At 71.0% G+C, this 14,826-nt stretch carries 13 protein-coding genes; 7 read left to right on the top strand and 6 right to left on the bottom strand.

Annotated elements, in window-relative coordinates:
• Positions 1-7: 7 nt before the first annotated feature.
• The 4 genes from OG927_RS12890 to OG927_RS12875 are packed head-to-tail and all read right to left on the bottom strand — an operon-like array spanning position 8 to position 4,170.
• Positions 8-1,027 (bottom strand): AAA family ATPase, encoded by a 1,020-nt coding sequence (locus OG927_RS12890; protein ID WP_056798741.1) that lies wholly within the window; start codon positions 1,025-1,027, stop codon positions 8-10.
• Entirely contained in the window at positions 1,024-2,271 is a 1,248-nt protein-coding gene (locus tag OG927_RS12885; RefSeq protein WP_330320185.1) for a DUF4350 domain-containing protein, read from the bottom strand. The genes OG927_RS12890 and OG927_RS12885 overlap by 4 nt, the downstream gene beginning before the upstream one ends.
• Entirely contained in the window at positions 2,268-2,960 is a 693-nt protein-coding gene (locus OG927_RS12880; RefSeq protein ID WP_124282148.1) for a DUF4129 domain-containing protein, read from the bottom strand. The genes OG927_RS12885 and OG927_RS12880 overlap by 4 nt, the downstream gene beginning before the upstream one ends.
• 4 nt (positions 2,961-2,964) lie before the next feature.
• On the bottom strand, positions 2,965-4,170 hold the full coding sequence (locus OG927_RS12875; protein ID WP_056798733.1) for a DUF7544 domain-containing protein: 1,206 nt from the start codon (positions 4,168-4,170) through the stop codon (positions 2,965-2,967).
• 140 nt (positions 4,171-4,310) lie between these two features.
• On the opposite strand from OG927_RS12875, the gene mtnA reads away from it, so the two are divergent.
• The 7 genes from mtnA (at position 4,311) to OG927_RS12840 (ending at position 12,863) form a co-directional block, all read left to right on the top strand.
• Entirely contained in the window at positions 4,311-5,456 is a 1,146-nt protein-coding gene (mtnA, locus tag OG927_RS12870; RefSeq protein ID WP_330320184.1) for an S-methyl-5-thioribose-1-phosphate isomerase, read from the top strand.
• A gap of 4 nt (positions 5,457-5,460) precedes the next feature.
• Complete coding sequence (gene mtrA / locus OG927_RS12865; protein ID WP_199862826.1) at positions 5,461-6,150, top strand: two-component system response regulator MtrA; 690 nt, start codon at positions 5,461-5,463, stop codon at positions 6,148-6,150.
• Position 6,151: 1 nt separating this feature from the next.
• Entirely contained in the window at positions 6,152-8,182 is a 2,031-nt protein-coding gene (mtrB, locus tag OG927_RS12860; protein WP_056798728.1) for an MtrAB system histidine kinase MtrB, read from the top strand.
• 25 nt (positions 8,183-8,207) lie between these two features.
• Positions 8,208-10,034: an LpqB family beta-propeller domain-containing protein gene (locus OG927_RS12855; protein WP_056798725.1), complete on the top strand. Its 1,827-nt coding sequence runs from the start codon at positions 8,208-8,210 to the stop codon at positions 10,032-10,034.
• 140 nt (positions 10,035-10,174) lie between these two features.
• On the top strand, positions 10,175-10,894 hold the full coding sequence (locus OG927_RS12850; RefSeq protein WP_330320183.1) for a ComF family protein: 720 nt from the start codon (positions 10,175-10,177) through the stop codon (positions 10,892-10,894).
• 330 nt (positions 10,895-11,224) lie between these two features.
• Positions 11,225-11,914 (top strand): ribosome hibernation-promoting factor, HPF/YfiA family, encoded by a 690-nt coding sequence (hpf, locus tag OG927_RS12845; protein ID WP_079099556.1) that lies wholly within the window; start codon positions 11,225-11,227, stop codon positions 11,912-11,914.
• A 196-nt stretch (positions 11,915-12,110) separates the two neighbouring features.
• Positions 12,111-12,863 (top strand): response regulator, encoded by a 753-nt coding sequence (locus OG927_RS12840; RefSeq protein ID WP_056798719.1) that lies wholly within the window; start codon positions 12,111-12,113, stop codon positions 12,861-12,863.
• 76 nt (positions 12,864-12,939) lie between these two features.
• Here the strand turns inward: OG927_RS12840 and OG927_RS12835 are convergent, their stop codons facing one another.
• Both OG927_RS12835 and OG927_RS12830 read right to left on the bottom strand, forming a co-directional pair.
• On the bottom strand, positions 12,940-14,115 hold the full coding sequence (locus OG927_RS12835; protein WP_330320182.1) for a winged helix-turn-helix domain-containing protein: 1,176 nt from the start codon (positions 14,113-14,115) through the stop codon (positions 12,940-12,942).
• Between the two features lie 10 nt (positions 14,116-14,125).
• On the bottom strand, positions 14,126-14,716 hold the full coding sequence (locus OG927_RS12830) for a GNAT family N-acetyltransferase (protein ID WP_330320181.1): 591 nt from the start codon (positions 14,714-14,716) through the stop codon (positions 14,126-14,128).
• Positions 14,717-14,826: the final 110 nt, after the last annotated feature.

Genomic DNA, 14,826 nt, shown 5'->3' with positions numbered 1-14,826 from the left:
CACCGCCTCATCGGGGGACGGGCACGTGGGCGAGCACAGCCGTGATGACGGAGTCGGGGGTGACTCCCTCCATCTCGGCTTCCGGCCGCAGTTGGATGCGATGCCGGAGCGTGGGAAGCGCGAGGGCCTTCACATCGTCCGGGGTGACGTAGTCCCGGCCGGTGAGCCAGGCCCAGGCGCGTGCGGTGGAGAGCAGTGCGGTGGCTCCTCGGGGGGAGGCGCCGAGGGTGAGCGAGGGGGATTCGCGCGTGGCACGGCAGATATCGACGACGTAGGCGGCGATCTCGGGGGAGACCGAGGTCTTGGCGACGGCGGCGCGTGCGGCTTCGAGATCGGCCGGCCCGGCCACGGGGCGTATGCCCGCCGCCTTGAGGTCACGCGGATTGAATCCGTCCGCGTGGCGTGTGAGGACGTTGATCTCGTCCTCCCGTGTCGGCAGGGGCACCGTCAGCTTGAGGAGGAAGCGGTCCAACTGGGCCTCGGGCAGCGGGTAGGTGCCTTCGTACTCGACCGGGTTCTGGGTGGCTGCGACAAGGAAGGGGTCGGGCAGCGCACGGGGGGACCCGTCAACGGTGACCTGGCGTTCCTCCATCGCTTCCAGCAGTGAGGACTGTGTCTTGGGAGGGGTGCGGTTGATCTCGTCGGCGATCAGGAGGTTGGTGAAGACCGGTCCGGGCTGGAAGGAGAACTCGGCGGTGCGGGCGTCGTAGACGAGCGAGCCGGTGACATCGCTCGGCATCAGGTCCGGGGTGAACTGGACGCGCTTGGTGTCCAGTTCGAGTGAGGCCGCAAGAGCGCGGACCAGAAGGGTCTTGGCAACTCCTGGGACGCCTTCGAGCAGGACATGGCCCCGGCAGAGCAGCGCGACGACGAGGCCGGTGACAGCCGGGTCCTGGCCGACCACGGCCTTGGCGATCTCGGAACGCAAAGCTTCCAGCGACGCACGAGAACTGTCGGAGAACGCGGGGGCCGTCTGGGTCCCTGCGGTCACGGCAGCCTCGGCGGGCTCCGGGGTCGGGGCGCTCATGAAGTGCGTACCTCTCTTTCGAGGGCGTCGAGTTGGGTGGTCAGACGTACGAGCGCGGCGTCATCGGCCGGAGCCCGGCCGAAGAGCAGGGCGGTGAGGTCGCCGGCAGGGGTGGTGAGGCGCGCGGAGAGGGCGGGGAGGAGGACCTCTGGGGACTCCGCGTCACGGGGGGACACCCCGAGAAGCGGAGCGATGCGGACACGTGTGGCGGAGCGCAACGTGGCTGCGGCGCGGTCGCGGGCGTTCGCCTTGCGGTAGAGGCGTGCTCGGCCCTCGGTGGATTCGGAGGCGCGGATGGCCACGGGCAGGCGTTCGGTGACCAGGGGGCCCAGACGGCGCGCGCGCCAGATGGCGGCGAGGACGGCGGCGAGGGCCAGTTGAAGGGTGCCCCAGAGCCAGCCGGAGGGGATGAGGCCGATGAAGCCGCTCTCGCCTTCGACACCTTCGTCACTGCTGTCGTCCCCGTCTTCTCCGGCCGGGCCGCCTTCGGTGGCGGAGGGATCGGTGAGCGAGGGGAGGTACCAGACGAGATGCGGGCGGGAGCCGAGGAGTTGCAGGGCGAGAGAGGCATTTCCCTGCTGGTCGAGACGGTCGTTGTACAGGATGTCGGGGGAGCCGAGCAGGACGGTGTCGCCGGTTCCGTGTCCGGGGAGCACGAGGAGGGAGGGGAGACCGTCGTGGGGGTAGCAGGAGGTCGCTTCGCGTACGTCCGTGCTGTAGCGGATGCCGCCCATGTCAGCTGTTCCCGCACTGCGTGCGGCGGGAAGGTCGCAGACGGCGGGGCGCGCGGCCACCGGGACGGATCGGGCCGCGTTCGCCGTCGGAGCCAGCAGGTCGACCGCCGACGCCCCGGGGGCGAGGAGGACCGTGCGGCCGGTGGAGCCGTCGGTGGCCTCACGGAGGCGCAGCCGCTGGTAGGGGGTGAGGACGTTGGGGCCGGCGACGAGAAGGGTGGTGTCCGGTCCGGCCGCGCCGGTGGCGTCGTAGAGAGTGGTCACGACGTCCACGGAGACGCCGCGGTCCTTGAGGAGCTCGGCGACGGCACGGCTGCCGTAGGGGTCGGTGGAGCGCGGATCGAGGCGGCCGTGCCCGCCGTCGGAGTTGACGGCGGCCAGCGTGATACCGGCGACGACCAGGACGAGGACGGCGAGCAGCAGCCCTTGGACGCGCCGCCAGATCTGCCGTGGGGTGCGGGAAACAGAGGTGGTGGGAGGGCCGGTCGGGGCGGTCGTGGTCCCGGTCATCCGGCGGCCCCTCGGATCGGCACTGCCGTCAGCAGGGGCTTGGCGGCTTCGAGGTCCAGGTCCAGCGTGCGCAGGCTCAGGTACGCCGCCTCGTCGGCGGTGCGGCCGCCGTATGTGACGTCGTCGAAGGTGCGGGCGGCGGTGCGGAGGCCGGTGGCGTGCGTGGGCATGAGCCGGCCGGCTTCCGCGGCTGCCTCGTCGGCGGTGCGGCCCGGGCGCGGGTCGAGCACCGCTCGGTCCTCGAGGGAGCGTACGACGGCCCGCATGCGTTCCTGGACGGCTTCGGTCCAGCGGTGGGCGTCCGCGTGGGCCTCGGCTGCGGCGCGGTGCGCCGCAGCGCTGCGGGTGACGGCACCGAAGAGGGCCTCCGCCGTTCGCTCGGTGCGCCGTGGTGTGCCGAGCCGCCACCAGAGGGCGGCTGCCAGACCGAGGACGACGAGGGCGAGGACGACGAGCCCGAGCGGGCCGCCGGGCGCGGACCCGGCGGCACGGTCGAAGAGGTCGCCGACCCATTCCCAGAAGCGGTCGAGGCCACGCTGGAGGAGGTTCGGATCGTGTTCGTGGTACTTCGGATCGGACAGTTCGTTCTCCGCCGCTTCGCGGGCGGGGAGGCGTGGGGTGTCCACGGGTATGTCCTCGTCCGCCCCGATGAGCCGTCGTGCCGCTGCGGTGCCCCCCGCCCCCGTCACCGCATCAGCTCCGCGGGGTGTCGTAGCCGGGCACGCCCGCGGCCTTGGCGAGGTCGAGGTCGAGTGCCTCGCGGCGGATGCGCTGGTCCACGTAGAGGAGGGCCATCACTCCCGCGGTGAAGGGGTAGGTGAGCGTCGAGACGATCACTTCGCCGATGCCCATGATGATGAGGAACGGCCAGCCGTAGTCGGACGAACTGCTGTTGAGGAACTCGTTCAGACCGTTGCTGTCGGCCATGATGGCGATGATGCCGAACGGAATGGCGATGATCAAGGTCACGACGAGGACCAGCAGGTACGTGAGTGCCAGGATGCCGAACGTTCGCCACCAGTTGCCCTTGACGAGTTTCGCGGACCGGCGCAGCGAGGTGAGGACGGACTGGCGTTCCAGCATCAGCGCCGGAGCGGCGAGCGTGAAGCGGATCATCAGCCACAGGATGACGGCGCAGGCGCCGATGAAGCCGAGGAAGAGCAGTGCCAGCCCGGAGTTGCCGCCCAGGAGGAAGCCGGGCAGCAGAGCCACCGCCATGATGGCCACGCTCATGAGGCTCAGCAGGAGTGTCAGTCCGAGGAGCGGAAGGAGCCGGGGGCGGGCCTCGGCCCACGCCTCGGAGAGCGTCACGGTCCGGCCCAGCACGGACCGGCTGATCACGACGGTGAGGACCGAGGTGGTGATGAGCGTGGCGATCATCGCGAGAAGCGTGGCCGGCGCCGTGGCGATCAGTTCCGACCGGGCCGAGTCGCTGGCCTGGCGGAGGGCCTCGGCTCCGACGGCGTTCGCGTCGACCGACGTCGCATCCGGCAGGAGATAGCGCTGCAGGAGGAGGGCGAGGATCTCGGTGACCACGGAGACGGCGAGGCTGATGCCCAGCACCGGGCGCCAGTTGGCGCGCATCGTGGACACGGCTCCGTCGAGGATCTCGCCGACGCCCAGCGGGCGGAGCGGGATGACCCCGGGCTTCGCCGCCATCGGCGGCCGGCCCCAGCCGGGGCCCTGGGGCATGCCGCCCCAGCCGGGGGCGGGCGGGGGTGCACCGGGACCGTTACCGGGAGCGCTCGGTGGGGACCACTGCCCTGGAGGGGGCTGAGCGGGGGACCATTGACCGGTGGGGCCGCTTCCGTCGACGGGCGGGGAGGGCCTGGGGATGCCTGTCTCCTGGCCGTCGGAGGGGGCAGATCCGGGCGTGGCCCAGCCCGGCGAGTCGTTCATTGTCGCTCCTTCACGGTCCTGTCCGCTCATCGGGGCGGCAGGTTGCCAGCCATCGTGCCACGCGACGGTCCGGTGCGGGCCGGGCCCTCTACCTCCTTCTCGCCTTCATGTACGGGCGCCGCAGCGGGCAGACTGGGCAGATGGTTGATCAGGACGCGCAATCGCAGGTGGGCTCCGAACCCCCGGCCCTCTCCGTACTCCGCTGGGACGAGCTACCGGAAGGTCCCGCGGTGGTGCTCCTCGACCAGACGCGGCTGCCCTCGGAAGAGGTCGAGTTGGTCTGTGCCGATGTGCCCGCGCTGGTTCGGGCGATCCAGTCGCTGGCGGTGCGCGGCGCGCCCCTGCTGGGCATCGCCGGCGGGTACGGAGTGGCTCTGGCCGCTGCCCGCGGCGACGACGTGGCGAGGGCTGCGGAGCTGCTGGGGCAGGCGCGGCCCACCGCGGTGAACCTCGGGTACGGGGCGCGGCGTGTGGCGCGGGCCCATGGGGCGGCCGTCGGGCAGGGGGCCGGCCCCGGGGCGGCCTCCGCGGTGGCGCTGGCCGAGGCGCGGGCCCTGCACCGGGAGGACGCGGAGGCCAGTGGGCGCATGGCGCAGTACGGTCTGCGACTTCTGGCGGAGCTGTTGCCCGGGAGTGCGCACCGGCTGCTGACCCACTGCAACACCGGGGCGCTCGTGTCGGGCGGCGAAGGCACCGCCTTCGCGGTGGCTCTGGGCGCGCACCGGGAGGGCAGGCTGGGGCGGCTGTGGGTGGACGAGACCCGTCCACTGCTGCAGGGTGCCCGGCTGACGGCGTACGAGGCGGCGCGTCACGGGCTGCCGTACAGCTTGCTCACGGACAACGCGGCGGGTTCGCTGTTTGCCGCGGGGGAGGTGGATGCCGTACTCATCGGGGCGGACCGCATTGCCGCGGACGGCTCGGTGGCCAACAAGGTGGGGAGCTATCCGTTGGCGGTGCTCGCGAAGTACCACCATGTGCCGTTCGTCGTCGTGGCACCGACCACGACGATCGATCTGGACACCGTGGACGGTGCATCCATCGTTGTCGAACAGCGCTCCGCCCTAGAAGTGACGGAGATCACATCTCCGCAGATCATTTCGGCTGGAAGTGGCGGGTTCCGGCCGGCCGCGGCTCCCGTGGGAGCCAAGGCCTACAACCCCGCATTCGACATCACGCCGCCCGAACTGGTCACGGCGATCGTCACGGAGGAGGGTGTCATTTCCCCGGTCACGGGGGTCGGACTGGCAGAGCTGTGTGCCAGGTCATCGCAGGTAACGATTAGCTAATGGGATGATGTCGTTTATGAAGGGACGCGTCCTTGTCGTCGACGACGACACCGCACTGGCCGAGATGCTCGGCATTGTGCTGCGGGGAGAAGGTTTCGAACCGTCGTTCGTAGCGGACGGCGACAAGGCACTGGCTGCATTTCGTGAGGCCAAGCCGGACCTGGTGCTGCTGGACCTCATGCTGCCCGGAAGGGACGGCATCGAGGTCTGCCGGCTGATCAGGGCCGAGTCCGGTGTGCCGATCGTCATGCTCACTGCCAAGAGCGACACCGTCGATGTGGTGGTGGGCCTGGAGTCCGGGGCCGACGACTACATCGTCAAGCCGTTCAAACCGAAGGAGTTGGTTGCCCGGATCAGGGCACGTTTGCGGAGGTCCGAGGAGCCGGCGCCGGAGCAGTTGGCGATCGGGGACCTGGCCATCGACGTGGCCGGTCACTCGGTGAAGCGGGAGGGGCAGTCCATCGCCCTGACCCCGCTGGAATTCGACCTGCTGGTCGCTCTGGCCCGCAAGCCGTGGCAGGTCTTCACCCGTGAGGTGCTGCTGGAGCAGGTGTGGGGCTACCGCCACGCCGCCGACACCCGCCTGGTGAACGTGCATGTCCAGCGGCTTCGCTCCAAGGTCGAGAAGGACCCGGAGCGGCCGGAGATCGTCGTCACCGTTCGCGGTGTCGGTTACAAGGCCGGACCGAGCTGACATGACCCTGGGCAGCGCTGCTCCGAAACCCGGGGGGCCGGGAGTCCGTACGGAGCGGGCTGCCGGCAGGGCGGGAAGGTTCACCCGGTTCGGCGGGGTCCCGAAGGGCGTCCGGTGGTTCCACGGCCGGACGCCCGGTGGTCCCCTCCTGCGGTTGCTGATGCGGTGGACCAGGCGTCCGCTGCTGCCCGCCGTGCGGCTGTGGCGGCGCAATCTGCAGCTGCGGGTCGTCGCGGGCACCCTGCTGATGTCGATCGCCGTGGTGCTGCTGCTGGGCTTCGTCGTGATCGGGCAGGTCCGGAACGGGCTGCTCGACGCGAAGGGCAAGGCCGCGCAGACGCAGGCGGCCGGCGGTTTCGCGGCCGCGCAGGTCAACGCGAACGCACCGCTGACCCCTGGTGACCAGGGCGAGGAGGGCGCCGACGGCATGACGGCGAACACCTCCTGGCGTACGGAGCTCGTCGACCAGCTCGCCAGTGGCGGTGCGAACGCCTTCAACGTGGTGGCGCTCAGCGCCGACTCCGTCGATCAGGGTGCCACCAGCCGTGCGCCCCGTGGTTCCGGCCGGGTGGAGGCGTCCTCCATCCCGCAGAGCCTGCGCGATGCGGTGGACAAGGGCCCCGGGGCCTTCCAGACGTACTCCCTGATCCGTTACTCGTACGGGAAGGATCCGCAGCCCGGGCTCGTCGTGGGCAAGCGGCTCTACGACATCGACCACAATCCGTACGAGCTCTACTACCTCTTCCCGCTCACCCAGGAGGAGAAGTCGCTGACCCTGGTCACGACGACGCTGGCCACGGCCGGTCTCTTCGTGGTGGTGCTGCTCGGGGCCATCGCCTGGTTCGTGGTGCGCCAGGTCGTCACCCCCGTACGCATGGCGGCGGGGATCGCCGAGCGGCTCTCCGCGGGCCGGCTCCAGGAGCGGATGAAGGTCACCGGCGAGGACGACATCGCCCGCCTCGGTGAGGCCTTCAACAAGATGGCCCAGAATCTGCAGCTGAAGATCCAGCAGCTGGAAGAGCTCTCACGGATGCAGCGCCGCTTCGTCTCCGACGTGAGCCACGAGTTGCGCACACCGCTGACGACCGTGCGGATGGCCGCCGACGTCATCCACGAGGCGCGCGTCGACTTCGACCCGGTGACCGCGCGCTCCGCAGAGCTTCTCGGCGACCAGCTCGACCGCTTCGAGTCGCTCCTGTCCGACCTGCTGGAGATCAGCAGGTTCGACGCGGGTGCCGCGGCGCTGGAGGCCGAGCCGATAGACCTGCGCATGGTCGTGCGGAGGGTGATCGGCGGTGCGGAGCCGCTGGCGAAGCACAAGGGCAGCCGGATCCGGGTCGTCGGCGACGAACAGCCCGTGATCGCGGAGGCCGATGCGCGCCGTGTCGAACGGGTCCTGCGCAACCTGGTCGTCAACGCCGTCGAGCACGGCGAGGGCCGGGACGTCGTCGTCCGGCTGGGCGTCGCCCAGGGGGCGGTGGCCGTGGCCGTCCGGGACTACGGTGTCGGACTCAAGCCCGGCGAGGCGACCCGGGTCTTCAACCGCTTCTGGCGCGCCGACCCGGCACGCGCCCGCACCACCGGCGGCACCGGGCTGGGGCTGTCGATCGCCGTCGAGGACGCCCGGCTGCACGGCGGCTGGCTGCAGGCCTGGGGCGAGCCCGGTGGCGGCTCCCAGTTCCGGCTGACCCTTCCGCGTACGGCGGACGAGCCGCTGCGCGGTTCGCCGATACCCCTGGAGCCGGAGGATTCGCGGCGCAACCGGGAGAACCGTGAGCGTGCCGGGTCGGTGCCGGCGGGCGCCGACCACCGGCTGCTGTCGGTACCGGGCCCGACGGGGTCGACGGCACGTTCGCAGCTGCCCGCACCGGCGGGTGGTACGTCGCGCACGGCCCCGGCGTCCGTCCACCCGGCCGCCCTGCCGGGCAACGGTGCCCGAGTGGTGTCGCGTCCGGCCGGAGAACGGCCGGGCGGGGACGTCGGACCGGATACGCAGGTTTCGGAGCAGGGGGATACGACACGTGGAGACTGACCGCCGCCGGGGCCGCGGACGGGCGGTGCGGCTGTCCGCGCCGCTCGGCTGCGCCATGGTGGTCCTCGCCGGGTGCGGGGCCATGCCGGTCACCGGGGACGTCAAGGCGGTGGACGCCTCGCAGCCGGGTGATTCCCAGGTGCAGGTGTACGCCGTACCGCCGAGGGAGGGCGCCGCGCCCCTCGAGGTCGTCGACGGCTTCCTGGAGTCGATGACGAGTGACGACCCCGCTTTCGGGACGACCCGCAAGTACCTGACCGTGGAAGCGGCCCGCACCTGGAAGCCGAGCGAGGGCACCACGGTGCTCGCGAAGGCACCCAACCGCAACGGACCCACGTTCCACGACAAGGAGCGCGGGACGACGGAGACCACGTACGTCCTGACGGGTGAACAGGTCGCGGCGGTGGACGCCGAGAGTTCCTACCGGCCGCTCGCGCCGACGGAGTACTCCCAGTTGCTGCACCTCGTGAAGGTGAAGGGGGCGGACGGCAAGCAGGAGTGGCGCATCGACATCGTGCCGGACGGCCTGGTGCTCGGGCAGTCCGACTTCAAGCGGCTCTACCGGTCCGTGAACAAGTACTACTTCGCCGCGGGGCGGCCGGACAGCGCGCCGGCGATGGTCGCGGACCCCGTCTACGTGCGGAACCGGACGGATCCCGTCACGAGGATGGACACGTCCACACAGACGGTCCGAACGCTTCTGAAGGGGCCGTCGAACTGGTTGCGGCCGGTGGTCGACTCCCGTTTCCCCGCCGGTACGGCCCTGAAGAGCGGCGTCACGTCGCTGGCTCCGGACGACCAGAACGTCCTGAAGGTGCCCCTCAACAAGAAGGCCGACAAGGTCGGGCCGGGCGCCTGCCGCATGATGGCGGCCCAGGTGCTCTACACCCTGCGGGACCTGACGTCCGCCCGCGTGGGCCAGGTGGAGCTGCAGGGCGGCCAGGGTCCGCTGTGCTCGCTCAGGGCGGACGAGGCCGAGGAGTTCGCCCCCGACGGCGGCTCCGACGCCCCGGACAGCCAGTACTTCGTCGACGACAAGGGCCGTGTGCAGCGGATCCCCGGCCCCAGCAAGGGCAGCGGCGACCCGGAACCGGTGATCGGCCCGTTCGGTACGGGGGCGGTGGCCATGAGTGCTGTCGGCGTGGCCCGGGACGAACTCCGGGCCGCGGCCGTCTCGGTGAGTCAGCAGCACCTCTACGTGTCCTCCCTGGCCTCGGAGAGCGAGCTGGGTGCGCCCGCGGTGACCAGCGGCGCCACGAAGGCCGCCGACCGGCTCTCGGCGCCGAGCTGGGACGGCCGGGGAGATCTCTGGGTCGCCGACCGTGATCCTTCCGGTCCCAGGCTGCTGCGTCTGGTGGACGGCGAGGGTGAACCCCAGGAGGTCGCGGTGCCGGACCTGGACGGTGGGCGGATCGAGGCGCTGCGGATGTCGGCCGACGGGGTGCGCATCGCTCTGAGGGTCTCGGAGGACGGGCACACGACGCTGAAGGTCGGCCGGGTCGAGCGCCACGGGTCGGGGGAGACCGGGACGGTCTCCGTGGAGGACCTGCGCCAGGCCGCGCCCCAGCTCGCCGACGTGACCGCTGTCTCCTGGTCCGGCCGCAGCCGTCTCGTGGTCGTCGGCAAGGAGGAGGGCGGTGTGCAGCAGGTGCGCTACGTCCAGGCGGACGGGTACACGTCGCCCTCGGGAGTCCTGCCCGGTGTCAACCAGGTGACCGCGGTCGCGGCGGCGGACGACGAGCAGCTTCCGCTGATGGCGGACACGGAGAGTGACGGAATAGTGAAGCTGTCGCCCGGCGACAACTGGCAGACGGTCCTCAAGGAGGGCTCGTCGCTGGTCTACCCCGGATGAGCCGGGTGACGGCGGGACCCCGCAGGGCCCGCAGGGGCACTGCGGGCTGACGGCAGGCCCCCGGAGGTCCGGGCCGGCGCTGGGCGCGGAGGTTTTCCACAGGGGTGGCCCGGCGGTCGGGGTCCGGGCACAGTGAGGCCGTGCGGGGATGGTGGCGTGAGATCGGCGGGCTGGTCCTGCCCGCGGCCTGCGGTGGCTGCGGCAGGCCGCGTACGGAGTTGTGCGAGGAGTGTGCCGCCGCACTGACCGGGGTGCCTCGACGGGTGAGACCCACGCCCGAGCCGGCCGGGCTGCCCGCAGTGCATGCCGCAGCGCCGTACGGAAACGCGGTACGCGCGATGCTGCTGGCCCACAAGGAGCGAGGGGCATTGGGGCTTGCCGGAGCCCTCGGAGGGGCGCTGGCGGGCGCCGTGGGGGCCGGGACGGGGCCATGGGGTGGTGCGGGGCCGCTGCTGCTGGTGCCCGTGCCGTCGGCGCGGCGTGCGACGGCCGCGCGCGGCCACGACCCCGCCCGCAGGATCGCGCTCGCCGCCGCGGCCGAACTGCGGCGGCGGGGGGTCCCGGCCAGGGTGCTCCCGGTGCTGCGGCAGCGGCGGCCGGTGGCCGATCAGTCAGGGCTGGGGGCACGGGAGCGGCAGGTCAACCTGGCCGGTGCGCTGGTGGTGGCGTCCGGCGCCCGGTGGTTGCTCGACGAGGGCCCGGTGGTGCTCGTGGACGACCTGCTGACGACGGGGGCTTCGCTCGCCGAAGCGGCACGTGCGGTGGGAGCGGCAGGGCCTGCCGCCACCGGTGCCGCGACGGGGCTCCGTGCGGCGGTGGTTGCAGCATCTCCGTCGGCTTTCGAAATAAACCGGAACTGACAGAAAACTTCCATCGTTGCAGGTAGTGAGTGGGTAAAGGGCCCTGATCGGAGGTACGCGTGAGTAGCGGGTGCCGACACGGTGGTGGGCAGGCTATGTTCGGTTGTGAGGAACGGTGAATGCCGAACCTCGACGAATGCACCACCAGGTTTCGGGCAGGTAACCCACTGACAGTCCAGAAGCATGGAGGTCGGTGGGGGTGGAGACCCCGCCGGTGGGGGAGGAGGAGGTGGAAGCCACCGAGTCCGCGGCTCCGGCGATCACCGGAGCCTGGTGCAAAAGGGAGATGCTCCGCCGTCGATGCGGAGCGATCCGGGAACGGAGTTCTGCGTGGACATCGTCGTCAAGGGCCGCAAGACCGAGGTGCCCGAGCGGTTCCGCAAGCACGTGGCCGAGAAGCTGAAGCTGGACAAGATCCAGAAGTTCGACGGCAAGGTGATCAGCCTGGACGTCGAGGTGTCCAAGGAGCCGAATCCCCGTCAGGCCGACCGTGCGGCACGGGTGGAGATCACGCTCCGCTCGCGTGGGCCGGTGATCCGGGCGGAAGCGGCGGCAGGCGACCCGTACGCAGCGCTGGACCTCGCCACCGACAAGCTGGACGCGCGGCTGCGCAAGGAGCACGACAAGCGCTACAGCCGCCGTGGCAACGGCCGTCTTTCCGCTGCCGAGGTGGCCGAAGTGGTGCCGGGCGCCGCCTCGTTCAACGGGGAGGGTGAGCTCATCCCCGAGGAGACGCCGCCCGCCGTGCCCACCACCAGGATCGGTTCGCTCGAGGTGCAGGGCGAGGGGCCGCTCGTGGTGCGCGAGAAGACGCACGTCGCAGCACCGATGACGCTCGACCAGGCGCTCTACGAGATGGAGCTGGTCGGGCACGACTTCTATCTGTTCGTCGACTCCGAGACCAAGGAGTCCAGTGTCGTCTACCGACGCCACGCCTACGACTACGGTGTCATCCACCTGAGGACCGACCCGCTGGCCTCCGATGAGGCGGGCGGCGCGGGCGGTGCGCTCGGCGGCTGACATCCACCCCTGGTCCATGACGTAGTGCCCCTGGGAGCGCCCCCGTGCGCCCCCAGGGGCACCCGCGTGCGGCTGTAGGATCACCGCTTCGGCGACCGGGCATGAAATCATGGCGGCCCGAGCCAACCGGTGCTCTGTGGACTGCCGTTGGCGGACGGTCTGTGATCTCAGGCCGTGGCCTTCAGGGGGAGGAACGATGGCGGACACCTTCGGGCCCGTGCGCGGGACGCACGCTGCCGACCGCACGACCGGTGCGGACTCCGACGCGGACGACGGCAGTTCCCGCAAGGAACCCATCCGGGTCCTCGTGGTCGACGACCACGCCCTCTTCCGCAGAGGCCTGGAGATCGTCCTCGCGCAGGAGGAGGACATCCAGGTCGTCGGGGAGGCGGGGGACGGGGCGGAGGCGGTCGACAAGGCGGCGGACCTGCTGCCCGACATCGTGCTGATGGACGTGCGCATGCCCAAGCGCGGTGGTATCGAGGCGTGCACCTCCATCAAGGAGGTGGCACCCAGTGCGAAGATCATCATGTTGACGATCAGCGACGAGGAAGCCGATCTCTACGAGGCGATCAAGGCGGGTGCCACCGGATATCTCCTCAAGGAGATCTCCACCGACGAGGTGGCCACGGCCATTCGCGCGGTGGCCGACGGCCAGTCCCAGATCAGCCCGTCGATGGCGTCCAAACTGCTCACCGAGTTCAAATCCATGATCCAGCGCACCGACGAGCGGCGCCTCGTCCCCGCGCCGAGGCTCACCGAACGGGAGCTGGAAGTCCTCAAGCTCGTCGCCACGGGCATGAACAACCGTGACATCGCCAAGCAACTGTTCATTTCCGAGAACACGGTGAAGAACCACGTCCGCAATATTCTGGAGAAGCTGCAGCTGCACTCCCGGATGGAAGCGGTGGTCTATGCCATGCGGGAGAAGATCCTCGAGATCAGATGACGCCGGGTCCGGTGGGACCGGACCGCCACGGCCGGACCGGCCGCCCGGAGCCCGGGACGGCCGGCGTGCGCCGCGCCTACGTGAGGAGACCGGCGATCTCCGCCAGGAGCGGTTCGCGCAGCTCCGGGGCGTCGACGCGCTCCAGGCGGACCTGCGTGCAGCCCACCCAGGACGCCGCTTCCACCAGTGCCTCGGCCATCGGCCTGACGGACTTCCCGCTCTCCAGGGAGACCTGGCGGGCCACCAGCGTGGTGCCCTCCCTCGCCGGGTCCACCCGCCCCTGCAGCCTGCCGCCCGCCAGCAGGGGCATCGCGAAATAGCCGTGGATCCGTTTGGGCCGGGGCACGTACGCCTCCAGGCGGTGGACGAACCCGAAGATCCGCTCCGTGCGTGCCCGTTCCCAGATCAGGGAGTCGAAAGGCGACAGCAGTGTGGTCCGGTGCCGTCCGCGCGGCTCCGAGGCGAGTGCCTCCGGGTCTGCCCAGGCCTGCTTGGCCCAGCCCCGCACCGACACCGGAACCAGCCCGGAGTCCGCCACCACGGCGTTGAACTCCTCACCCCTGAGCCGGTGGTAGTCCGCGATGTCCGCCCGGGTCCCGATGCCCAGCGACCTGCCCGCCAGGGCCACCAGCCGCCGCCGGCACTCCGCGTCGTCCAGGTCGTCGTGGAGCACGGCGTCCGGGATCGCGCGCTCGGCCAGGTCGTAGACGCGCCTCCAGCTGCGCCGCTCGGTGCACACCACCTCGCCGTACATCAGGGCCCGCTCGACGGCGACCTTGGAGGCCGACCAGTCCCACCACTCGCCGCCGTTCTTCGCGCCGCCGAGCTCCGTCGCCGTCAGCGGCCCCTCGGTGCGCAGCTGTTTGATCACCGTGTCGTACGCACCGTCGGGCAGATCGTGGTTCCACTGCGGACGGGCACGGTAGGCGCGGCGCCGGAAGGCGAAGTGCGGCCACTCCTCGACCGGCAGGATGCACGCGGCATGCGACCAGTACTCGAACGAGCGGCCCCCCGACCAGTAGGCCTCGTCCACCGTGCGGCGGCCCACGGCACCGAGGCGCGCGTACGGAACGAGCTCGTGCGACCTGGCCAGGACGGAGATCGTGTCGAGCTGCACGGCCCCGAGGTGCCGCAGCACCCCCGGCACCCCGCCCCGCCGGTCCGGAGCACCGAGGAAACCCTGCGCGCGCAGGGCGATCCGGCGGGCTTGGTCGGCGGAGATTTCCAGCACGGGAGGCGGCACAGACGTCATGCAGCGAACCCTAGAGGGCGCCACCGACATCAGGGGAGGGCAGATAGGGGTGCGTTCCGGGCAGGCCCAGATCGGCCGGAATCAGCGCGCCGGTCCAGGTGTCCCGCCGTATCCCCTTGTTGAGCAGGGCGGACCGCTGCTCGCCCTCCATGCGGAAGCCCGCGCGCAGAGCGACCGTGCGGGACGGGGCGTTGCCGATCTCGGCCCGCCATTCCAGGCGGTCCGCGGCGAGGGCGGTGAACACCCAGTGGGCGGCTCCGCGCACGGCTTCGGTCGTGAATCCGCGGCCTCGGTGCTCCTTCGTCGTCCAGAAGCCCACTTCGTACGTCCCGGACGGGCCGCGCCGGTCGATGCCGAGCGCGCCGGTGAGCGCCCCGTCCGTCCGCTGCACCACGGCGAAGCTGTACATCGTGTCCTCCCGCCAGCCCGCGGGCGCCAGTTTCTCCGTCCAGAGCTCGGCATCGGCACGGGTGTACGGGGAGGGAATGACCGTCCAGCGTTGGATGTCCGGATCCTGGCAGGCGAGAAACACGGCGTCGGCGTCCTGCGGCCCGACGGGGCGCAGGATCAGGCGTTCGGTGGTGAGAGTGATCGGCTCCATGCAGGGATTCTGGTGATCCGGTGCGCGGGATGCGAGCACTTTTGGGGCTTCCCGGCACCTTCCGTACCTTCCGGCCGTTGTCCTGGACGGGCGCGGCGACGGCAACGCGG

It is taken from the genome of Streptomyces clavifer, from assembly GCF_036345975.1.
Taxonomy (GTDB): Bacteria; Actinomycetota; Actinomycetes; order Streptomycetales; family Streptomycetaceae; genus Streptomyces; species Streptomyces clavifer.
The sequence above is the reverse complement of the archived record's forward strand: the minus strand, read 5'-3'. Positions and strand labels throughout refer to the sequence as shown.